The organism is Edaphosphingomonas fennica (assembly GCF_003034225.1).
GTDB classification, from domain to species: Bacteria; Pseudomonadota; Alphaproteobacteria; order Sphingomonadales; family Sphingomonadaceae; genus Sphingomonas_E; species Sphingomonas_E fennica.
This window is the reverse complement of sequence record NZ_PHHF01000076.1, coordinates 124,080-143,362: the sequence shown is the minus strand read 5'-3', so window position 1 is coordinate 143,362 and position 19,283 is coordinate 124,080. Positions and strand designations below refer to the sequence as shown.

20 protein-coding genes are annotated in these 19,283 nt (G+C 67.1%); 11 read left to right on the top strand and 9 right to left on the bottom strand.

The window, feature by feature from the left end:
- The first annotated feature begins 141 nt into the window (after window positions 1-141).
- Window positions 142-1,782: an AMP-binding protein gene (locus CV103_RS18700; RefSeq protein ID WP_107395898.1), complete on the top strand. Its 1,641-nt coding sequence runs from the start codon at window positions 142-144 to the stop codon at window positions 1,780-1,782.
- Between the two features lie 43 nt (window positions 1,783-1,825).
- On the opposite strand, the gene CV103_RS18695 is transcribed toward CV103_RS18700, so the two are convergent.
- Window positions 1,826-3,094 carry a diguanylate cyclase gene (locus CV103_RS18695; RefSeq protein ID WP_236626815.1) on the bottom strand — a complete coding sequence of 423 codons (1,269 nt, stop codon included), beginning with the start codon at window positions 3,092-3,094 and terminating at the stop codon, window positions 1,826-1,828.
- A 150-nt stretch (window positions 3,095-3,244) separates the two neighbouring features.
- Between CV103_RS18695 and CV103_RS18690 the strand changes: the two genes are divergently transcribed.
- The 3 genes from CV103_RS18690 (at window position 3,245) to CV103_RS18680 (ending at window position 6,505) form a co-directional block, all read left to right on the top strand.
- Window positions 3,245-4,576 carry a YceI family protein gene (locus CV103_RS18690; RefSeq protein WP_107395786.1) on the top strand — a complete coding sequence of 444 codons (1,332 nt, stop codon included), beginning with the start codon at window positions 3,245-3,247 and terminating at the stop codon, window positions 4,574-4,576.
- A gap of 56 nt (window positions 4,577-4,632) precedes the next feature.
- Window positions 4,633-5,358 (top strand): glutathione S-transferase N-terminal domain-containing protein, encoded by a 726-nt coding sequence (locus CV103_RS18685; RefSeq protein ID WP_107395785.1) that lies wholly within the window; start codon window positions 4,633-4,635, stop codon window positions 5,356-5,358.
- A 181-nt stretch (window positions 5,359-5,539) separates the two neighbouring features.
- Complete coding sequence (locus tag CV103_RS18680; RefSeq protein WP_015460201.1) at window positions 5,540-6,505, top strand: NAD(P)H-dependent flavin oxidoreductase; 966 nt, start codon at window positions 5,540-5,542, stop codon at window positions 6,503-6,505.
- A gap of 149 nt (window positions 6,506-6,654) precedes the next feature.
- On the opposite strand, the gene CV103_RS18675 is transcribed toward CV103_RS18680, so the two are convergent.
- Window positions 6,655-8,364: an FAD-dependent oxidoreductase gene (locus CV103_RS18675; protein ID WP_107395784.1), complete on the bottom strand. Its 1,710-nt coding sequence runs from the start codon at window positions 8,362-8,364 to the stop codon at window positions 6,655-6,657.
- 262 nt (window positions 8,365-8,626) lie between these two features.
- Between CV103_RS18675 and CV103_RS18670 the strand changes: the two genes are divergently transcribed.
- From CV103_RS18670 to CV103_RS18660, 3 genes are all read left to right on the top strand, one after another.
- Entirely contained in the window at window positions 8,627-9,553 is a 927-nt protein-coding gene (locus CV103_RS18670; RefSeq protein WP_236626814.1) for an AraC family transcriptional regulator, read from the top strand.
- A gap of 155 nt (window positions 9,554-9,708) precedes the next feature.
- Window positions 9,709-10,380 (top strand): glutathione S-transferase family protein, encoded by a 672-nt coding sequence (locus tag CV103_RS18665; protein WP_015460198.1) that lies wholly within the window; start codon window positions 9,709-9,711, stop codon window positions 10,378-10,380.
- Between the two features lie 97 nt (window positions 10,381-10,477).
- The gene (locus tag CV103_RS18660) at window positions 10,478-11,632 is read left to right on the top strand and encodes a hypothetical protein (RefSeq protein WP_107395783.1); all 1,155 of its coding nucleotides are present in this window, start codon (window positions 10,478-10,480) and stop codon (window positions 11,630-11,632) included.
- Between the two features lie 2 nt (window positions 11,633-11,634).
- Here the strand turns inward: CV103_RS18660 and ubiG are convergent, their stop codons facing one another.
- Window positions 11,635-12,381: a bifunctional 2-polyprenyl-6-hydroxyphenol methylase/3-demethylubiquinol 3-O-methyltransferase UbiG gene (gene ubiG, locus CV103_RS18655; RefSeq protein WP_107395782.1), complete on the bottom strand. Its 747-nt coding sequence runs from the start codon at window positions 12,379-12,381 to the stop codon at window positions 11,635-11,637.
- A 71-nt stretch (window positions 12,382-12,452) separates the two neighbouring features.
- On the opposite strand from ubiG, the gene CV103_RS18650 reads away from it, so the two are divergent.
- A complete protein-coding gene (locus tag CV103_RS18650; protein ID WP_015460195.1) occupies window positions 12,453-13,721 on the top strand; it encodes an aspartate kinase in 1,269 nt (422 codons plus the stop codon).
- Between the two features lie 29 nt (window positions 13,722-13,750).
- A complete protein-coding gene (locus CV103_RS18645; protein WP_107395781.1) occupies window positions 13,751-14,734 on the top strand; it encodes an NAD(P)H-dependent flavin oxidoreductase in 984 nt (327 codons plus the stop codon).
- A gap of 95 nt (window positions 14,735-14,829) precedes the next feature.
- Here the strand turns inward: CV103_RS18645 and CV103_RS18640 are convergent, their stop codons facing one another.
- Entirely contained in the window at window positions 14,830-15,282 is a 453-nt protein-coding gene (locus CV103_RS18640; protein ID WP_015460193.1) for a DUF1465 family protein, read from the bottom strand.
- A 292-nt stretch (window positions 15,283-15,574) separates the two neighbouring features.
- Between CV103_RS18640 and CV103_RS18635 the strand changes: the two genes are divergently transcribed.
- Window positions 15,575-16,045: an Hsp20 family protein gene (locus CV103_RS18635; RefSeq protein ID WP_107395780.1), complete on the top strand. Its 471-nt coding sequence runs from the start codon at window positions 15,575-15,577 to the stop codon at window positions 16,043-16,045.
- A 73-nt stretch (window positions 16,046-16,118) separates the two neighbouring features.
- Here CV103_RS18635 and CV103_RS18630 read toward each other — a convergent pair whose 3' ends face one another.
- The gene (locus CV103_RS18630; RefSeq protein WP_015460191.1) at window positions 16,119-16,316 is read right to left on the bottom strand and encodes a YdcH family protein; all 198 of its coding nucleotides are present in this window, start codon (window positions 16,314-16,316) and stop codon (window positions 16,119-16,121) included.
- 199 nt (window positions 16,317-16,515) lie between these two features.
- On the opposite strand from CV103_RS18630, the gene CV103_RS18625 reads away from it, so the two are divergent.
- Window positions 16,516-16,671, top strand: a complete 156-nt coding sequence (locus CV103_RS18625) for a YdcH family protein (protein ID WP_015460190.1) — start codon at window positions 16,516-16,518, stop codon at window positions 16,669-16,671.
- 183 nt (window positions 16,672-16,854) lie between these two features.
- On the opposite strand, the gene CV103_RS18620 is transcribed toward CV103_RS18625, so the two are convergent.
- The 4 genes from CV103_RS18620 to CV103_RS18605 form a co-directional block, all read right to left on the bottom strand.
- On the bottom strand, window positions 16,855-17,256 hold the full coding sequence (locus CV103_RS18620) for a PilZ domain-containing protein (protein WP_236626813.1): 402 nt from the start codon (window positions 17,254-17,256) through the stop codon (window positions 16,855-16,857).
- Window positions 17,257-17,361: 105 nt separating this feature from the next.
- The gene (dksA, locus tag CV103_RS18615) at window positions 17,362-17,823 is read right to left on the bottom strand and encodes an RNA polymerase-binding protein DksA (protein ID WP_015460188.1); all 462 of its coding nucleotides are present in this window, start codon (window positions 17,821-17,823) and stop codon (window positions 17,362-17,364) included.
- A 273-nt stretch (window positions 17,824-18,096) separates the two neighbouring features.
- Window positions 18,097-18,654, bottom strand: coding sequence for a hypothetical protein (locus CV103_RS18610; protein WP_107395779.1), 558 nt, complete (start codon window positions 18,652-18,654; stop codon window positions 18,097-18,099).
- Between the two features lie 112 nt (window positions 18,655-18,766).
- The gene (locus CV103_RS18605; RefSeq protein WP_015460186.1) at window positions 18,767-19,210 is read right to left on the bottom strand and encodes a host attachment family protein; all 444 of its coding nucleotides are present in this window, start codon (window positions 19,208-19,210) and stop codon (window positions 18,767-18,769) included.
- Between the last annotated feature and the right edge of the window lie 73 nt (window positions 19,211-19,283).

Here is a 19,283-nt window from a genome sequence, read left to right as displayed (position 1 = left end):
GCTGTTCTGGTTTTACCTGTGCCCTAGCATGGCCTTTTCAAAGGTGAAACCTCCAAGAAGGGCGAGTTTCCTATCCATTTGGATATTGCGGCCCCGATTCGCGCGCGCGATGGTGCCAGCCAAAATACAATGGAGCAGAGGATGACCGCGAACCATTATGCGGCGAAGCCATGGTTAAGGCTTTTCCCCGAAGGGCAACCCCATGACCACCAGGCCCGCTTCGGCGACATGCTGGCGGCGTTCCGCGCGGCGGTGGCGGATGCGGCGGACCGGACGGCGATCCGCTTTTCGGGCAGCGGCATCAGCTTCGGCGCGCTGGATGCCAAGAGCGATCGCCTGGCCGGTTGGGCGGCCGCGCACGGGGTCAAGCCTGGGGATCGCATCGCCATCATCCTTCAGAACGTGCCCGCCGCCGCGATCGCGACGGTTGCGGCATGGAAGCTGGGCGCCATCCCGGTGCCGGGCAACCCCATGTATCGCGCGGCCGAGATCGCCCGCCAGTTCGAGGACAGCCGCCCCGCTTTGCTGATCTGCCACGAAGGCCATGCCGCGACGATCGGCGAGGCGCTGGCGATCATCAGCGACGGCGGCCGGCCGGTGCTGACAGTGCCCGAGGACGGCGGGCCGGGCGACGCCGCCCTCCCCGGCAGCCTTGCCGCCGCGATGGCGGAAGAACTGGTGCCGCCACCCTCTCCCGCCATCGCGCCGGACGACCTCGGCCTGCTGCTCTACACCTCCGGCACGACGGGCGTTCCCAAGGCGGCCATGATCCGCCACGAAAGCCTCGCCTGGAACAGCGAGGCGATGTCGCTCTGGTATGGGATAGACGGCGATGCCCGCATCTTGGGCGTGGCGCCGATGTTCCACATCACTGGCTTCGTCATGCACCTCGCTCTGTCGATCGCGGCGCGGGCGACGCTGATCCTGTTCGGCCGCTTCGATCCGGCCAGGGCGCTCGCCACCATCCGCGCGGAACGGCCGACATGGACGGTGGGCGCCATCACCGCCTACAACGCGCTGGCCGGGCTGGGCGAGGTGACGCGCGAGGATTTCGCCAGCTTCCGGCGGATGGATTCCGGCGGCGCGCCGATCGCGCCCGCGCTCCGCGCCACGATCGCCGACACGATCGGCCACGCCGTCTATGCCGCCTACGGCATGACCGAAACGGCCTCCGTCACCCATAGCTGCCCGGTGGGCGTCGAGGTGCCCGTCGATCCCGCATCGGGCGCCTTCTCCGTCGGCATCCCCTTCATCGGCACGGAGGCGATGGTGGCGGACGAGGCCGGCCGGCCCGTGCCCGTCGGCGAGACCGGCGAGATATGGATGCGCGGCCGCCAGATCATGGCCGGTTATTGGAACAAGCCCGAGGAGACGGCGGCCACGCTGACCGATGGCTGGATGCGATCCGGCGATGTCGGCTTCATGGACGAGCAAGGCTGGTTCTACGTCGTCGACCGCAAGAAGGACTGCATCATCGCTTCCGGCTTCAAGGTATGGCCGCGCGAGGTGGAGGATGCGCTCCACACCCATCCGGCGGTGCGCGAGGCGGCCGTGGTGGGCGCCCCGGATGCCTATCGCGGCGAAACGGTGGTGGCGCACGTCTCGCTGCGGCCCGGCGCCGCGGCGGACGAGGCGGCGCTGATCGCCCATTGCCGCGATCAGCTTGCCGCCTACAAGGTGCCCCGCGCCATCCGCATCGCCGCCGAACTGCCCAAGACCGCGACCGGCAAGATCCAGCGCAACGTGCTGCGCGAGGCGGAGCAGAGCGCGGCCGCGGCGTAGGCGGCAGCCCGCAAGCGGCCTCAGCCGTTCCGGCGATCGGGCGTCAGGCCGCGATGCGCCAGCCCGCCCGGCCGCCGCGCTTCGCCTCGTAGAGCGCGGCGTCCGCGCGGACGAGGAGGCCGGCGGCGGCTTCCCCGCCATGGTTGCGCGGGGCGACGCCGATGCTGGCGCTGGCCGCGATCCGCGCGCCATCCACCAGATAGGGCGCCTGCAACGCGGCCAGCAGGCGTTCGGCAAGGGCCGCATGATCGCCTCCTTCGTCCTCGACGAGAAGGACGGCGAACTCGTCCCCGCCCAGCCGGGCGACGATATCCCCGGCGCGGACGGTGGCGCGTATCCGCCGGGCGGCCTCGCACAGCACGGCATCGCCGACGGCATGGCCGTGGCCGTCGTTGACCGCCTTGAAATGATCGAGGTCGATCAGCACCAGCCCGCCCCAGCCGGCCGCAGCCCGCCGATCGAAGCCGCGACGGTTGAGCAGGCCGGTGAGCGGATCGCTTTCCGCTTCCATCTGCAGGCGCGCCTGGCGGCTGCGCTCCTCGTTGATGTCGATGGTGATGCCGACGATGCTTTCCGGCTGGCCGGCGCCGTCGCGCAGCAGCTTCGCGGTGGACCGGACCCAGCGATATTCGTCGTCATGCACGCGGATGCGGAAATGGGCGACGGCCCGGTCCGTCTCATTGGCCAGCAGCGCCATGAAGCTGGCCGCCGGGCGATCGTCCGGATGGATGCGGGCCTGGAAGTCATCGGCATCGATTCCGCCATGGCCGTCGCCGCAGACGAAGCGGGTGAGATAGGAGGACATGGTGAAGACGCCGCCGGCGATGTCATATTGCCAGGGGCCGCCCTCCATCACCTCGAACGCCAGCGCCAGCCGTTCGGCCTCCTCCCGCGCCGCCCGTTCGGCGAGCTTGCGCGCGCCGATATCCTCGATCTGCGAGACGAAAAGCTCCGCATGGCCGCCCGCGTCGCGCACCACCGATACGCTCAGCATGCCGTGGGCCACCTTCCCATCCTTGCGCAGATAGCGCTTTTCCAGCCGGTAATGATCGATATCGCCACGCAGCACCGCCTCGAACTGTTCCGTATCGGCGGCCAGATCATCGGGGTGGGTGACGGCCTGGAAGCGCTGGCCCTCCAGCTCCCCGGCGGGATAGCCGAGCATGTCCGCGAAAGAGGGATTGACCCGGATCAGCCGCCCATCAAGGCCGACCAGCGCCATGCCGATCACCGCCGAATGGAATGCTCCATTGAACATCGCCTCGCTCCGGTTGGGCGGCACGATGTCGGCGAAGGGGTCCGGTCCGGACATGATCGATATCAATCCCACAAAAATCCCGGCACGCCCACCCGTGCGACGCAATCCGCCCCGAATGTCTAACCGTAATCAGGGTTAACAGGCCGTCAGGACATGCGGCTGTGACCGTCGACACAAGCGAAATAACGGGTTAGCCCTGTGCCTATGGAACCAGCCCGCTATTCGCGCATCGCGATCACGCTCCACTGGCTTATCGCCGCGGCCCTCGCCTTCCAGATCGGCCTCGGCTGGCGAATGGGGAATCTGACCGCCGCCACCGGCCAGTTCACCGCCTTCCAGCTCCACAAGTCGATCGGCATCACGATCCTGCTGCTCAGCCTGATCCGCGTGGCGGTGCGCTGGTGGAAGCCCCGGCCGGCGGCGGAACCGGACAGCCCGTGGGCGAAGCGGGCCGCCGGCCTCGTGCATTTCGGCCTCTATGCCTTCATGATCGGCGGGCCGATCACCGGATGGCTGCTGGTATCCACATCGCGCATCCAGGTGCCGACCCTGCTGTTCAACACCATTCCCTGGCCGCACATTCCCGGCCTGCACGGCGCGCTGCGCGGCCCCGTCCACGAATTCAGCGAGGCGGCCCATTCGGCGCTGGCCTGGATCGGCATCGCATTGTTCGTGCTGCACGTCGCCGGCGCGCTCCGCCACCAGTGGCTGCTGCGCCAGCCGCTGATCGAACGGATGCTGCCTGCCGGACCTGAGCGGCTGTCGCGCGGTGGCGGCGCCCTCGCTTATGTCGCGGCGCTGGCGCTGGTGGGCGGCGCCTTCCTGCTGCCCGGCACGATCGGATCGACGCGGGGCAATGTGCCGCCGCCCGCCCCGGCTGCCGCCGAAACCCCGGCCGGCGAGACGGCGGGGGACGATGCGGCGGAAGGGAATGGCGCCATCCAAGCTGCGCCGGCCGAAGCCCCCGATAACGCCGCCACCACCGCCGGAGACAATGCCAGCGTCGCGGCCGTCCCGGCCGAGGAAGCCAAGGCGGAAGCGCCGCGCTGGGCCGTCCAGCCCGGCGGCCGGCTGGGCTTCACCGCCAGCTTCACCGGCACCCCGATCGAGGGGCGCTTCGCCCGCTGGGACGCGGATATCCGCTTCGACGCGGACGCGCTCGACAAGTCGGACATCCGCGTGCGGATCGACATGGCGTCCGCCGATACCGAGGATTCCTCGCGCGACGAGACGCTGCGCGGCGACGCCTTCTTCGATACCGGCGCCCATGCCGCCGCCACCTTCCACGCCACGCGGGTGACGTCGACCGGGCCGGGCCGCTATCGCGCGCAGGGCAGCCTGACCATCAAGGGCGTGAAGCGGCCGATGACCGTGGATTTCACGCTCGCAATCAAGGGCGATCGCGCCGATGTGGCCGGCAAGGGCACGATCACGCGCGGCGATTTCGGCATCGGCACGGGCGAATGGGAGGCGACCGATCGCATCGCCGGGCCTGTCGCGGTGGACTTCCGCTTCTCCGCCATACGAAAGGATTAATTGCGGAGGCGGGCCGGCTCCCTGATACCCGGCCGACACCTTCTGGGAGCGCTGCGATGATCGACCTGCATTACTGGCCCACGCCGAATGGCCACAAGATCACCCTTTTCCTCGAGGAAACGGGCATTCCCTATCGCATCGTGCCGGTGAACATCGGCAAGGGCGAGCAGTTCGACCCCGAATATCTGAAGATCGCGCCCAACAACCGCATGCCGGCGATCGTGGACCAGGCCCCGGCCGACGGCGGCGCACCCATCTCGCTGTTCGAATCGGGCGCGATCCTGCTCTACCTCGCCGAAAAGCACGGCCGCTTCATCCCCGCCGACATTCGCGGCCGGGCGGAGGTGCTGCAATGGCTGTTCTGGCAGATGGGCGGGCTGGGGCCGATGGCCGGCCAGAACCATCATTTCCGCGTCTATGCGCCGGAAAAGCTGCCTTATGCCATCGATCGCTACGTCAACGAGACCAACCGGCTCTACGGCGTGCTGAACAAGCGGCTGGCGGATCGGGAATTCGTGGCCGGCGATTATTCGATCGCCGACATGGCCGCCTATCCCTGGATCGTGCCGCACGAGAATCAGGGGCAGGACCTCAACGATTTCCCGCACCTGAAGCGCTGGTTCGAGGCGATCGCCACGCGGCCGGCGACGGTGCGCGCCTATGCGATCGGCGAACAGTTCCGCACGACGCCGGGCGTCCAGAGCGAGGAGCAGCGCCGCATCCTCTTCGGCCAGACCGCCGCCTCGCTGGATCAGGGCAAGCCCGCCACCGCCGGCAACTGAGGACCAAGCGAAAAAATCCCGTCCCGCCCGCGCGGGGGCATCTCGGCGCCCGAGACGCTACGGCACGGCTTGCCGTTGCCGGATGGGCGCCGCCGGCAGAGCCATTCGCGGGCGGGACGGCGCCGGAATTGGGGCCATTCCCGCACTGGACGCTCATTTTGGTTGCGCTAAGAAACGGGGCATGACCCTGCCAGCCATCTTCGACCGGCTTTCGCTGCCGGCCATCGCTTCGCCCATGTTCATCGTCTCCGGCGTCGATCTGGTGATCGCGCAGTGCAAGGCGGGGATCGTGGGCTCCTTCCCCGCGCTGAACGCCCGCCCGCAGAGCGAGCTGGACGAATGGCTGCACCGCATCACCGAGGAACTGGCCGCCTGGGACCGGGATCATCCCGAAAGCCCGTCCGCCCCGTTCGCGGTGAACCAGATCGTCCACAAGTCCAACGCGCGGCTGGAGGAGGATGTCGCCACCTGCGCCAAGTGGAAGGTGCCGATCGTCATCACCTCGCTGGGCGCGCGCGAGGATCTGAACCATGCCGTGCACGGCTGGGGCGGCATCACGCTGCACGACATCATCGACGATCGCTTCGCCCGCAAGGCGATCGAAAAGGGCGCGGACGGGCTGATCGCGGTGGCGGCGGGTGCCGGCGGCCATGCCGGGCGGCTCTCCCCCTTCGCGCTGATCCAGGAGATTCGGGAATGGTTCGCCGGCCCGCTGATCCTGTCGGGCGCCATCGCCTCCGGCCGCGCGATCCTGGCGGCGCAGGCGATGGGCGCGGACCTCGCTTATATCGGATCGGCCTTCATCGCCACGAAGGAAGGCACCGCGACCGACGCCTACAAGCAGGCGATCGTCGAAGGCCATGCGGCGGACATCGTCTATTCCGATCTCTTCACCGGCGTGCACGGCAATTATCTGCGCGGATCGATCGTCGCGGCGGGGCTGGACCCGGACAATCTGCCCAAGGGCGACATCAAGTCAATGGATTTCGGCGCGACGATCACCGCCAAGGCGTGGCGCGACATCTGGGGTTGCGGCCAGGGCATCGGCACCATCCACGCGGTGGAGCCGGCCGCCGACATGATCGCCCGCTTCAAGGCCGAATATGTCGCCGCCAAGGCGGAGCTGGACGCCAAGTTCCGGGGTTGAAGGGATTTCCCGGCGGATGATCCCATCTGCCGGCCCGGAAATCACGTCGGATAAGGAGCTTTTCGGAGATGCTCCGGCTCTGATCAAACCGGAACATTGCCGAAAAGCGGATTGCGGGGAGGAGGCGATCCCCTCCCCGCTTCCACCGATCAGCCGACCGGCTGGTTCGCGCCCGTAAGGTCGCGCGCGGCGGCGTAGCCGAAGGTCATCGCCGGGCCGATCGTGGCGCCGGCGCCAGGATAGGAACGGCCCATCACCGAGGCCGCGGTATTGCCGATGGCGTAGAGGCCCGGGATGCGCTTGCCCTGCTTGTCCAGCACCGCGCCGTGGCTGTCCGTCGCCAGGCCGCCATTGGTGCCGATGTCGCCGGGATTGACCGGCAGCGCATAGAAAGGCGCCTTTTCCAGCGGCAGCAGATTGGGGTTGGGCTGCACCTTGGGATCGCCATAATAACGATCATAGGGCTGGTGGCCGCGCCCGAAATCCGGGTCCTCGCCGCGCCGGGAATTCTCGTTGAAGCGCTCCACCGTCGCCACCAGTGCGTCCGCGGGCAGGCCCAGTTTCTCCGCGAGTTCGGCGATGCTGTTCGCCTTGGTCACGATCTGCTTCACCTCGCCGCGCATGGTGAAATCCGGGAAGACCGGCATCACCGGCCCCATCGGATATTTGCTTCGGAAGGTGGCGTCGAAGATCACATAAGCGGGCGTGGTCTCGGCGCCGGGCAAATTCTTCTCGAACATCTCCTTGCCGACGATGTGGTAGGAGGCCGCTTCATTGGTGAACCGCTTGCCGGCCTGGTTGACGATGATCGATCCGGGCAGCGACCGTTCGAAAAAAAGCGGCCGGGCGCGATCCTCGCCCGGCACCTTGATCGTCGGCGCCCACCAGGCCGAATCGAGCCGCTCGACCGCAGCACCGGCCCGTTCGGCCGCAAGCAGCGTATCGCCGGTATTGTCCGGCTGGCCGCCACTGACATCGGGATCGGGCGAGCGGCGGAGGTTGGCGCCGCGCAGTTCGGCATTCCGTTCGAACCCGCCGGCGGCCAGGATCACGCCCTTGCGGGCGCGGATGCGCTGGACGCGGCCGTCCTTCACCACCGTGGCGCCGACGACCTTGCCGTCCTCGACGATCAGGTCCGCGAACGGCGCCTTGCGCCAGAGCGGCACATGGCGCTTGTCCAGCGCCAGCTTCAGCCGCGCGACCAGCGCATTGCCGCCGGTGAGGAAGCGCGCGCGATCCGATTTGAGCCGCTGGCCGATATCGGAATAATAGCGCCAGAGCACCTTGAGCAGGCTCTTGAACCAGCCCGGCCAGCGCGTGATCATCGGCGCGGCTTCGGCCGCCGTCCACGATATCTTGCCGAACAGCATCGCGGAGGCGTGGGTCGGCCGCATCCAGCGCAGGTCGTCGCCCAGCAGCCGCCCGTCCAGCGGCACCGGATCGTGGCTGCGCCAGCCGAGCTTCCCGCCCGGCAGCTCCGCATGATAATCGGTATAGGGAATCGAGTTGTAGAGGACGTTCGCCTCGCGCTCGACATATTGCAGCATCGCCGGCGCCATATCGACGAAGGCTTCGATCCGCTTGGGATCGACGTCGCCCGCGAGCGCGGAGATATATTCGATCGCCTCTTCCCGCGAATCCTGCTGGCCCGCCGCCTTGGCGAGGTGGCTGTTGGGAATCCACAGCACGCCGCCGGACGTGGCGCTGGTGCCGCCGAACAGCTCGCCCTTCTCGATCACCAGCACGTCGGCATGGTTGTCCGCCGCCACGATCGCCGCTGTCAGCGCGCCCGCCCCCGATCCCACGACCAGCACGTCCGTCTCATGATCCCAGCCGGTCGTGATCTTGCCCTCCATCATCCGCCTCACCCTTTTATCCGGTCGTGCGCATCATGCGCGGCGACGCAATCGTTGATCACAGTTCCACCACGTCCCGCCGCCCAGGAGAAGCCCGTCCTTCCAAAATCGGGCCAAATTCACGCTCCACGGACGCAAAACGCCCCCTGAATCTTCCCCCTAGGCATCATATGCGCAGCGATGCTATGGTTACTCGAACGCATAGCAAGGCCGTCGAAGGTCAAAAACAATAAAATGCGAACCGGAGATGGAAAAAGGGAAAGGCATGACGAACGTGATCGCAGCCCAGCAAGCCACCCAATCGTCCACCATCCATGTGGATGCCGCCATCGTTGCCCCGAACTGCACGATCCAGATCGTGAGCGCGATCCACCCGACGCCGGTGGAATATACGCATTGCGAACCGCACCATGCGATCGCGATGCAGCGCCAGCGCAAGCAGGCCTTCTCCACCGGCCGCTACCTGATCGAAGGCGCGGAAAAGCGCTTCGAGGATATCGGCCGGGTCCTCGTGCTTCCCGCCAACGTGCCGCTGGAGGTGCGCGCCGAAGGCGGGCCGACCCAGGCGGTGCGCTGCATCTTCAACCAGGATGCCTATGCCCGCATCACCGGGCTGGACGAGCTGGTCCATCCCAATGAGATGGTCGGCTGCCTCGACGTGAAGAGCCCGCGCATCACCGACACGCTCGCCCGCCTTGCCGGCGAGGCGGAGGCGCCGGGCTTCGCCTCGCGCGTGCTGGCCGAAGCGCTCGGCACCTCGCTGATGGTGGAAATCGCGCGCTATGTGAACGATCTGCAGCCGCGTTCCACGATCCAGCGCGGCGGGCTGGCGCGGCGCACCCACCGCCAGATCATCGAATATGTCGAGACGCAGAACGGCACGCCGTCGCTGAGCGACCTCGCCAAGCTGACCGGCCTCAGCCGCCGCCACCTGAGCCGCGCCTTCAAGCAGACCACCGGCCAGACGATCTACGATTATGTCGAGCAGGTGCGCTTCAACCGCGCGGCCAACATGCTGGCGGATACCGATCTGCTCATCAAGGATATCGCCTTCAAGCTGGGCTTCACCTGTTCCAGCAGCTTCTCGGTCGCGTTCCGCCGCGCCTGCGGCGAGACGCCCAAGTCCTTCCGCAAGCGGATGCGCCCCGGCGCGCCGGACGAGATCGCCAGCCCGCTGTCGCTGGCGGCCTGAACCGCATGTCCCTGGCAAGGGCCGGAGAGCGGATCGCCCGCCCCCCGGCCCTTCGCCTTTCCGGCCGGTTCGCGGATTCCGGTGAACGAATATTTACGTTGTGGCCCGCACGCCCCCTTCCGCCCGCGCAATCCCGTGCCTAACAAGGGCCAGTCATGTGGCAATTGTATCAATTCCCGCTCTGTCCCTTCTCGCGCAAGGTGCGCCTGCTGCTCGGTGAAAAGGGCGTGGGCTATGAGCTCGTCCGCGAATCGCCCTGGGTGCAGCGGGACGAGTTCCTGGACATGAACCCCGCCGGCCAGACGCCGGTGATGGCGGACAGCGCCGCCGGCACGGTGCTGATCGATTCCTCCACGATCTGCGAATATTTCGAGGAGACGATCGACAAGGCGTCGATGCTGCCGGGCACCGCCGCCAACCGCGCGGAAATCCGCCGGCTCGTCACCTGGTTCGACGAGCGCATGTATGCCGAGGTGGTGGCGCCGCTGATGCACGAACGCATGCTGAAGCGGATCGTCCACCGCATGACGCCGGATGCCAAGGCCCTGCGCGAGGCGATGAAGGCGGCCAACAGCCACCTCGATTATGTCGATTACCTGCTCGATCATCGCCGCTGGATCGGCGGGCCGGTGCTGAGCCTCGCGGATCTCACCGCAGCCGCCCACCTGTCCGTCGCGGACTATCTGGGCGGAATCGACTGGCGCGGGCATGACCGCACCAAGGAATGGTATGCCGCGCTGAAATCGCGGCCTAGCTTCCGCCCGCTTTTGTCGGAACGCATGGAAATCGTCAGCCCGCCCGATCATTATGACAAGGTCGATTTCTAAGCACCGCTCCGCCGCGGCCGCGACGCCGCCCATGGGCACCGCCGCCCGGCGACCGATGCATATCCGCGCGATCAGCGGAGGACGGTCACGGGCTCCGATGCGTATCCTGTTCCTGTTCGTGGGCGAAAAACACCATGTGTTCCATGCCTTGCCGATCGCGGGCGAGATGGCGGCACGCTATCCCGATCTGGATATCGAGATAGCGATCGCCGGCCCGGAAAATGATGCGCTGGTGCGCGACGTGCTGAATTGCTTTCCCGGCTTCACCCCCACGATCCGCTATCTCGATCTTCCCGGCCCGGCCGATGCCCTGCACAAATGGGGCGTGCTGCGCGGGCAGCAGCGCATTACCCGGCTGATCGCCGCCCTGCCCTACCTTCGCGGCTTCGATGCGATCGTGGTGCCGGAACGGACCACCACCATGATCCGGCATTTCCTGGGGTCCCGCACGAAGCTGATCTTCACGCCGCACGGCGCGGGCGATCGCGCCATCACCTATGACAAGCGGGACCGGCTGTTCGATTTCGCCCTGGTAGCGGGCGAGAAAAGCGAGCGGCGCATGCTGGAGCTGGGCACCATCCGCCCCGGCGCCTATGCCGTCACCGGCTATGTGAAGATGGATTTCATGCAGCGGCTGGCGGCGCATCGCCCGCCGCTGTTCGACAACGGCCGGCCGACGGTGCTCTATGCACCACATTTCCGATCGTCGCTGTCGTCCTGGGACAGGTTCGGCAAGGCGATCATCCGCGCCTTCGCCGCGCAGGATCGCTACAATCTGGTGGTGGCGCCGCATATCCGGCTGTTCGATCATGCCCCCGCCCGCGTGACCGCGCCGATCGAGGCGATGGCCGTGCCCGGCAAGATCATCGTCGATCTCAGCTCCGAACGGCTCGTCGACATGACCTATACGGCCGGCGCGGACATCTATCTCGGCGACGTGAGCAGCCAGGTCTATGAATTCCTCAACCGGCCGCGCCCCTGCGTGTTCCTGAACGCGCACGATGCCGACTGGCCGGACAATCCCGATTATCTGTTCTGGACGCTGGGAGACGTGGTTTCCAGCGTGGCCGATGTGCTGCCGGCGATCGACGCGGCGGCGGAGCGCCACCCCCTCTATGCCGCCCGCCAGTGCCAGATATTGTCCGATTCGATCGGTGGCGACCCCGCCGGCGCCTCGGCCCGCAGCGCGGACGCGATCCTGCATTTCCTGGAGAAAAAGGCCAAGGCCGGCAGGAAGGCCGCCAGCCGCTGATCCTATTCCGCTGCCGCCGCGGGCACGGCCGTCAGCAGATAATCCATCGCCTTGTTGTCCGAGAGGTGGAAGCCCCGGCCCGGCCCGAAGGACAGGCCGGTCACGTCCGCCACCCTTAGCCCCGCCGCCTCGACCAGCTTGGCCAGTTCCTCGGGCGTGAGGAATCTGTGCCAGTCATGCGTGCCCTTCGGGATGCCGCCCACGCTTTCGCCGACGGCGATGAGCGCGAGGCGCGACATCGGCGTCCGGTTGGGCGTGGAAAGCACCATCAGCCCGCCCGGCGCCAGCCGCCGCGCCAGTTCCGCGACGAAAGCGGCGGGATCGGCGACATGCTCGATCACCTCCAGCGAGGTGACGAGATCGAAAGCGGCCGCCTCGTCCATCTCCTCCACGCCGCCGACGCGATAGTCGATGGCGAGGCCCTGCCCTTCGGCATGGGCGCGGGCGACGGCGATATTCTCCGGCGCGGCGTCGATCGCGGTGACGCTGGCGCCCAGCCGCGCCAGCGGCTCGGCCAGCAGCCCCGCCCCGCAGCCGACATCCAGCACCCGCCGGCCGGCCAGCGGCTTCAGCCCGGCCGGGTCGCCGTGCCAGTGCCCGTCCACGGCGTCGCGGATGTAGCGCAGCCGCACCGGATTGAGCCGGTGCAGCATCGCCGACGATCCCTTGGGGTTCCACCAGTCCGCCGCCATCGCGCCGAAATGGGCGGCTTCGGCGGGATCGATCGTATCGGGCGTGCTTGCGTTCATGGCGCCTCCTCCCTATCAGGCCGGCACACCGCGCGCCAAGCCGGTTCCTGATAGAGCTAGAAGACCTGCCCATGGCCCGTATCGTCATGAAGTTCGGCGGCACCTCGATGGCCGGCATCGAACGGATCCGCAATGTCGCCAATCGCGTGAAGCACGAGGTGGACGCCGGCAACCAGGTGGCCGTCGTGGTTTCGGCCATGGCGGGCGAAACCGATCGCCTCGTCAATTTCTGCCGCGAGGCATCGCCCCTTTACGACCCGCGCGAATATGACGTGGTGGTCGCATCGGGCGAGCAGGTGACGAGCGGCCTGCTCGCCATCGTGCTGCAATCCATCGGCGTGAACGCGCGGAGCTGGCTGGGCTGGCAGCTGCCGATCCGCACGTCGGACGCGCATGCCTCCGCCCGCATCGCCGCGATCGATACCGCCGCGCTGGATGCGTCGCTGGCGGCGGGCGAGGTCGCGGTGATCCCCGGTTTCCAGGGCATGGCCGATGGCGATCGGGTGACGACGCTGGGCCGGGGCGGTTCGGATACGTCGGCCGTGGCGGTCGCCGCCGCGATGAAGGCGGATCGCTGCGACATCTATACCGACGTGGACGGCGTCTACACCACGGACCCGCGCATCGTGCCCAGGGCCCGCAAGCTCAGCCGCGTCACCTATGAGGAGATGCTGGAACTGGCCAGCGTTGGCGCCAAGGTGCTGCAAACCCGGTCGGTGGGCCTGGCGATGAAGGAGAAGGTGCGCGTGCGCGTGCTTTCGTCCTTCGACGACAGCCGCGACGATGACGGCCATCGCGGCACGCTGATCGTAGGCGACGACGAGATCGAAGAGGGAAGCATGGAACGTCAGCTCATCACGGGCATCGCCCACGACAAGAACGAAGCCAAGGTGACGCTGGTCGCCGTGCCGGACCGGCCGGGCGCCGTCGCCACCATCTTCACGCCGCTGGCCGATGCCAGCATCAACGTGGACATGATCGTCCAGAACATCGCCCATGAAACGGGCAGCACGGACGTGACCTTCACCGTCCCCAAGGCGGAGCTGGCCCGCGCGCTGGACGTGCTGGAAAAGGCGCGGCCGACCATCGGCTTCGAACGCGTCCTCCACGCCACCAACGTCTGCAAGGTTTCGGTGGTCGGCGTCGGCATGCGCAGCCATGCGGGCGTGGCCGCGACGATGTTCAAGGCGCTGGCCGATCGCGGCATCAACATCCAGGCGATCACCACCTCCGAAATCAAGGTCAGCGTGCTGATCGAGGACGATTATACCGAGCTGGCCGTTCGCGTGCTGCACACCGCCTACGGCCTGGACGCCGAGGAAGAGACGGTGGACGCGTGAGCCTTTCCAGCCCGCGCCTCGACGCGCTGATGGCGCGCGGGGCGAAATTCCTTGGTACGCGCCATGCGATCATGGCCGGCGCCATGTCGTGGGTGTCCGAACGCCATCTCGTCGCGGCGATCTCCAATGCCGGCGGCTTCGGCGTGATCGCCTGCGGGGCGATGACGCCGGCGCTGCTGGATGCCGAGATTGCGGGCACCAAGGGGCTTACGGACAAGCCTTTCGGCGTCAATCTCATAACGATGCACCCCGATCTTGATGAATTGATCGAGGTTTGCGCGCGCCATCAGGTCGGCCATGTCGTGCTGGCCGGCGGCCTTCCGCCGGGCGGCGCGATCGAACGGATCAAGGCATCGGGCGCGAAGGTGCTCTGCTTCGCTCCCGCGCTGGCGCTGGCCAAGAAGCTGATCCGTTCCGGCGTGGACGCGCTGATGATCGAGGGGATGGAAGCCGGCGGCCATATCGGCCCGGTCTCCACCTCCGTCCTGGCGCAGGAAATCCTGCCCGAGGTGGCCGACAAGCTGCCCGTGTTCGTCGCCGGCGGCATCGGCCGGGGCGAGGCGATCGCCGCTTATCTGGAAATGGGCGCGGCCGGCGTGCAGCTCGGCACCCGCTTCGTCTGCGCGGTGGAATCGATTGCGCATCCGAATTTCAAGAAGGCGTTCATCCGCGCTTCCGCCCGCGAGGCGGTGGCCAGCGTCCAGATCGACCCGCGCCTGCCGGTGATCCCGGTGCGCGCGCTGAAGAACGCCTCCACCGAGCTGTTCACGGCAAAGCAGCGCGAAGTGGCGCAGGCGCTGGACGAAGGCCGGGTGGAGATGGCCGAGGCCCAGTTGCAGATCGAGCATTATTGGGCAGGCGCGCTCCGCCGCGCGGTGATCGACGGCGATGTGGAGAACGGATCGCTGATGGCCGGCCAGTCGGTGGGCATGGTGACCAGGGAGGAGCCGGCGGCCGACATCATCACCGCGCTCGTCACCGAAGCCGAAACCGCGCTCACCGCGCGCGGCTGAACGCGGGCCACGGGGCGCCGCCGCGACAGGCGCCCCACCGTCTCCGCTTTCTCGGGAATTACGGATAAGGTCGCGGCATCTGCCTTGCCCAGCGCCTAGAATGCCTGCTGCAGGCGCTCCACGAGGCTGCGGGCCGGGCTGGGGACGGCGCGGAAGCCGCCCATGTCGCGATCTAGCCGGTCGACGCGATCGTAAAGGTCCCGGCTGGCGGCGATCAGGTGGCGCGCCGTCGGCGGAAGATCGGCGACCACCTGCGGATCGCTGTCATGCGCGCCGCCCAGCCGCCGGCCCGGCTCGCGCGCCTGCTCGGGCGTCAGTTCGCCCGCCTCGACCGCCTTGCGCACCAGCAGCCAGGCAATCACGTGCATCAGCCGCGTCGTCACCTTGAGCGATTCGCAGGAGAAGCTGACGCGCGCCAGCGGCGACAGCGCATCCCGCTCGGCTCGGCCGGGTTCGTCGAAATAGGCCCGCACCTCGTCGGCGAGCACCATGGCCTCGAGATAGAGGCTGTCGACCAGCCGGGCGGCCATGCGGCCGTCCACATCCAAGTGCCCATCACCCTGCATCTCCGCATGATGCCACGAAAGCGGCGGCGGCGCAGCCCGGAAAGAAGGTGAATGCCGGCTTTGCCCTGTCCCGCAAGGCCCGTCCGCACCCGCCGGCTCCGGCCGACGCAGCCGCGCGATCCGGCAAGATTTCGATGCACATCCCGCCCCTTGAAGCCCGCTGCCGGCTGCCTATCTCGATCCTGGCGCATCGTCGCCTGATGGGACGATGACGCTACGGCCCGGCGGTTTCCGCGGGCCTGTTCCATCCTCAATGCCAGAAAGGATTGAGACAATGCGTGCAGTGGATTTCGCCCCCCTCCTCCGGTCCTCGATCGGTTTCGAGAACCTCAACCGCCTCGTCGATTTCGCGACACGCGGCGAAGGGGACGCCTACCCCCCCTATAATATCGAAAAGCTGGGCGACGGCGCCTATCGCATTTCGATGGCCGTTGCCGGCTTCAGCCGCGACGAGCTTGACCTCACCGTTCAGGAGAATGTCCTGATCGTGGTCGGCCGCGCCGGCGAAGTGCAGGAAAACGGCACGCGGGAATTCCTCCATCGCGGCATCGCCAAGCGCGCCTTCGAGCGCCGCTTCCAGCTTGCCGACACCATCAAGGTGACGGGCGCGGGCTATGAGAACGGCCTGCTCAACATCGATCTGGTCCGCGAGGTGCCCGAGCACAAGAAGCCGCGCCGGATCGAGATCGACCATGCCGCCCCGCCAGTGCCGGAAGCGATCACCGAGCAGCGCGACGCCGCCTGACGCAGACATCGCGGCATGAAAAAGGGGCCGGCGGATCACCCATCCGCCGGCCCTTTTGCTGTCCCGATCGCTTTCAGGCGATGATGTCGGGGATGAGCTGGTCCTCCAGCAGCGCGATCTCGTCCCTGAGGCGGAGCTTGCGCTTCTTGAGTCGCGCCAGGGCAAGCTGATCGGCGGCCGGCGCATCGCCCATCGCCTCGATCGCGATGTCGAGATCGCGATGTTCTTCCCGCAGAATCTCGATTCGCCGGCCGATGCCGATATCTTCCATCCCGCGCGCTCCCTGCCGGAAATTCCGTGCCATGCCAGCGATATCGGCGATCGGGCCGGCGCTCAAGCACATCCCGCCCCGCCCATCCATCGCATGCCCGATGGCAAATATCGCAACCATGCGAATAGGTGGATTACAAGCGGGCCGATCGGTGATTTACTCCCTCTCCCCATAGCGGGAAACGAAAGGAGGATCCTTCATGGACAACGCCCATTCGTCTGCACTGATCGCCAAGCATGCCGGCCTCGACGCCCGCATCGCCGCCGAGAACAACCGGCCGGCACCCGACGGCATCCTGATCGCCAACCTCAAGAAACAGAAACTGAAAATCAAGGAAGCGCTCCGCCAGGTCTGAGCGCCGCCGCACCGGGTCGCTGCCCAGGAACGGGCAGCGACAGCGGCCTCCTTCCGCTTCATCCCAAAGTCGAATCGACCCGCCTGCCCCTCACGGCTAGGTCTGGAGGGACGAAATTTCCAAGCCGGCGCCGCGCCCGGCCCGCCCTTCCCCCGCCATGCAGATCGATCCGCTCCGGCGGCGCTAGCGCCCCGTGCGGAAGCCCGGACGGCGCATGCGTTCCAGATCGGCGATCGTCATCGTCTGCGGTTTTGGCCCGGCGATCGGCTTGCGAGCGAGATGGGGATCGATCGGCGCGTCGAAGGCGACGCCCACGCGGCCCTGCGCGCACCAGGCGATTCGGCCCGCCACCGGCCCGACTCCCCTCAGTTCCACGATGAGTCGATCCCCGGAACGGCAATCGCGAAGGCAATCGGCCATCAGCCCGCCTTCGGAAAGATTGCGGACGCGCAGCTGCACCGAATCGCCGCGATCCGAAAAGGTCGCCATCGCCTGCAAAAACATACTGTCGCGGGGCGCGCGACCGCCATTTCCTGCGTCCGCGACATCCCCGATCTCGTCATCCGAGACGGTGCTATCCTTCACGACCGGCCCCATATTTTCTTATAGATCGCGCACTTGAACCGCAGCGCGCCATGGGGACAAAAAAGCAGCAAATCATCCAGAAACGGTTAACGGTGCGGTAGCGTATTATTCGTCGCGGGAGATCTTTTCCTGCCGCTCGTGCCGTTCCTGCGCCTCGACGGTCATCGTCGCGATCGGGCGGGCTTCCAGGCGGGCCAGCGAGATCGGTTCCCCCGTCACTTCGCAATAGCCATATTCGCCTTCCTCGATCCGGCGCAGCGCGGCTTCGATCTTGGAGATCAGCTTGCGCTGGCGATCGCGGGTACGCAGCTCGATCGACCAGTCGGTCTCGCTGGAGGCGCGGTCGGTGATGTCGGGTTCGCGCAGCGAGTCGGTCTGCAACTGGGCCAGCGTGCCCTGGGCCTCGCGCAGGATCGACTCCTTCCAATCGATCAGCTTGCGGCGGAAATAGGCCATCTGCCGCGGGTTCATGAACTCTTCGTCGGGAGACGGGCGATAATCCGCGTCGATGATATCGTCCTGATGAGCACCGTTGGAACCGGGAGTCGAATTGAGCGCCGTCGCCATCACGTTCTCCGCTACCACCCGCGTTGGCCGCGGTGGGCTATTTGCCGGGGCGCTATACCGGCCCGCCGAACCGGGCACAAGCGCCGGAATCAGCGACATTTCGATGAAACAACGATCGATCCCGCAACTATGCCGATTAATCCCGGCGCGTTCCCGGATCGATCGCCGCCCGATTGCCGCCGGCCGGCCGAAACAGCGGAAAGCCGCGCCCGGCCTTTCGGCTGGACACGGCTTTCCCCGTTCTTTCGCCTGTCTCTTCCGGCAGGCGCCGCCTTAGCGGCCGCCGCCGCTCGGCGTGTTGGCGCCGGCCTGCGCGTCGAGCTGATCCTTCGTCATGCCGATCACCGGGCCGTCCTCGCCCGCCGCGAAGGCGGTCAGGGGCAGGCGAACCTGCACCTTGCTGGTGTCGACCAGGGCATATTGCGCATCGACCGACTTGATGGTGCCGACGGTGCCGCCGGACGGGTCCTTCACCGTGGCGCCGGCCACGAGCTGCGACGTCTTCTTCGCTTCGGCCTCCTGCGCGGCCTGCGCGTTGGCGGCACCGGCCTGGGCGTCGATCTGGTCGCGTGTCAGGGCCAGGACCGGGCCGTTGGGGCCCTCACCGAACGAGGCGACCGGAATGGAAACCTTGCTCTTTTCCGTTGCCAGAACGGCAAGATCGCCATTCACCGACTCGATCGTGCCGACAGTGCCGCCCGACGTGTCATAGACGGTGGAGCCGACGGCGACCTTGGCCGATGCGCTCGCCGCCGGGGCGGCCGTCTGGGCCAGTGCCGGCGCCGTGGCGAGCGCAAGGGCGGAAACCGCAAAAGCCATCTTCAATCTCATCAGAATCGTCTCCTAGCGATCAAAATCCCGATGAGAAAACGCGAGAAGCCGGCCATCAGGCCATGCCAAGGCGATGAATTGAGACCAAAAGGCGACGGATCGCCCCGATGGATCAATCCATCTCGGCAATGATGCGGCTGATCGCACCCACGGGATGACCGGTCAGGTCCTTGGCGATCTCACCCTTCAGCCGATCGGTGACTTCGCGGTGATAATGCTTGCGCAGTTCGCCAAGCGTGCGCGGCGGCGCCACAACTATCAGCCGATCATATTCGCCTTCCATCGCCATCCGTTCCAGCATGGCGGCGGCATCGGCGGCGAAGCGATCCTCCTCCTGCTGCTGGAAATCGGTCTCCTCCATCGCGCTGCGCGATCCGCCGACGCTGGCGAAGGCCCGGCCGGGGGCGTCGCGCTTCATGTCGCGGTCGTAACGCACCGGCTGCTGGGCGGCGTTCATCACCTCGAGCTGGGGATATTGGGCATCGCCCATGTTGCGCAGCAGCAGCATCTTGCGGCCATCGGCGACGAGGACCACGCTGTTATAGGGCAGGATCATGCTTTGCCTCCTTCCCGCTATCGGAACAGCACCGCAACGCATGAGGCATGACGGAGTTGCGCGGGCGAGGATC

Bases quoted from the DNA above. Each gene is read 5' to 3' on its own strand.
- CV103_RS18605 (WP_015460186.1), bottom strand. From the start codon at position 19,210: ATGATCCTGCCCTATAACAGCGTGGTCCTCGTCGCCGATGGCCGCAAG.
- CV103_RS18690 (WP_107395786.1), top strand. From the start codon at position 3,245: ATGGAACCAGCCCGCTATTCGCGCATCGCGATCACGCTCCACTGGCTT.
- CV103_RS18635 (WP_107395780.1), top strand. From the start codon at position 15,575: ATGCGTGCAGTGGATTTCGCCCCCCTCCTCCGGTCCTCGATCGGTTTC.
- CV103_RS18700 (WP_107395898.1), top strand. From the start codon at position 142: ATGACCGCGAACCATTATGCGGCGAAGCCATGGTTAAGGCTTTTCCCC.
- CV103_RS18625 (WP_015460190.1), top strand. From the start codon at position 16,516: ATGGACAACGCCCATTCGTCTGCACTGATCGCCAAGCATGCCGGCCTC.
- CV103_RS18675 (WP_107395784.1), bottom strand. From the start codon at position 8,364: ATGATGGAGGGCAAGATCACGACCGGCTGGGATCATGAGACGGACGTG.
- CV103_RS18680 (WP_015460201.1), top strand. From the start codon at position 5,540: ATGACCCTGCCAGCCATCTTCGACCGGCTTTCGCTGCCGGCCATCGCT.
- CV103_RS18660 (WP_107395783.1), top strand. From the start codon at position 10,478: ATGCGTATCCTGTTCCTGTTCGTGGGCGAAAAACACCATGTGTTCCAT.
- CV103_RS18610 (WP_107395779.1), bottom strand. From the start codon at position 18,654: ATGAGATTGAAGATGGCTTTTGCGGTTTCCGCCCTTGCGCTCGCCACG.
- CV103_RS18670 (WP_236626814.1), top strand. From the start codon at position 8,627: ATGACGAACGTGATCGCAGCCCAGCAAGCCACCCAATCGTCCACCATC.
- CV103_RS18665 (WP_015460198.1), top strand. From the start codon at position 9,709: ATGTGGCAATTGTATCAATTCCCGCTCTGTCCCTTCTCGCGCAAGGTG.
- CV103_RS18685 (WP_107395785.1), top strand. From the start codon at position 4,633: ATGATCGACCTGCATTACTGGCCCACGCCGAATGGCCACAAGATCACC.
- CV103_RS18630 (WP_015460191.1), bottom strand. From the start codon at position 16,316: ATGGAAGATATCGGCATCGGCCGGCGAATCGAGATTCTGCGGGAAGAA.
- ubiG (WP_107395782.1), bottom strand. From the start codon at position 12,381: ATGAACGCAAGCACGCCCGATACGATCGATCCCGCCGAAGCCGCCCAT.
- CV103_RS18650 (WP_015460195.1), top strand. From the start codon at position 12,453: ATGGCCCGTATCGTCATGAAGTTCGGCGGCACCTCGATGGCCGGCATC.
- CV103_RS18695 (WP_236626815.1), bottom strand. From the start codon at position 3,094: ATGTCCGGACCGGACCCCTTCGCCGACATCGTGCCGCCCAACCGGAGC.
- CV103_RS18645 (WP_107395781.1), top strand. From the start codon at position 13,751: ATGGCGCGCGGGGCGAAATTCCTTGGTACGCGCCATGCGATCATGGCC.
- dksA (WP_015460188.1), bottom strand. From the start codon at position 17,823: ATGGCGACGGCGCTCAATTCGACTCCCGGTTCCAACGGTGCTCATCAG.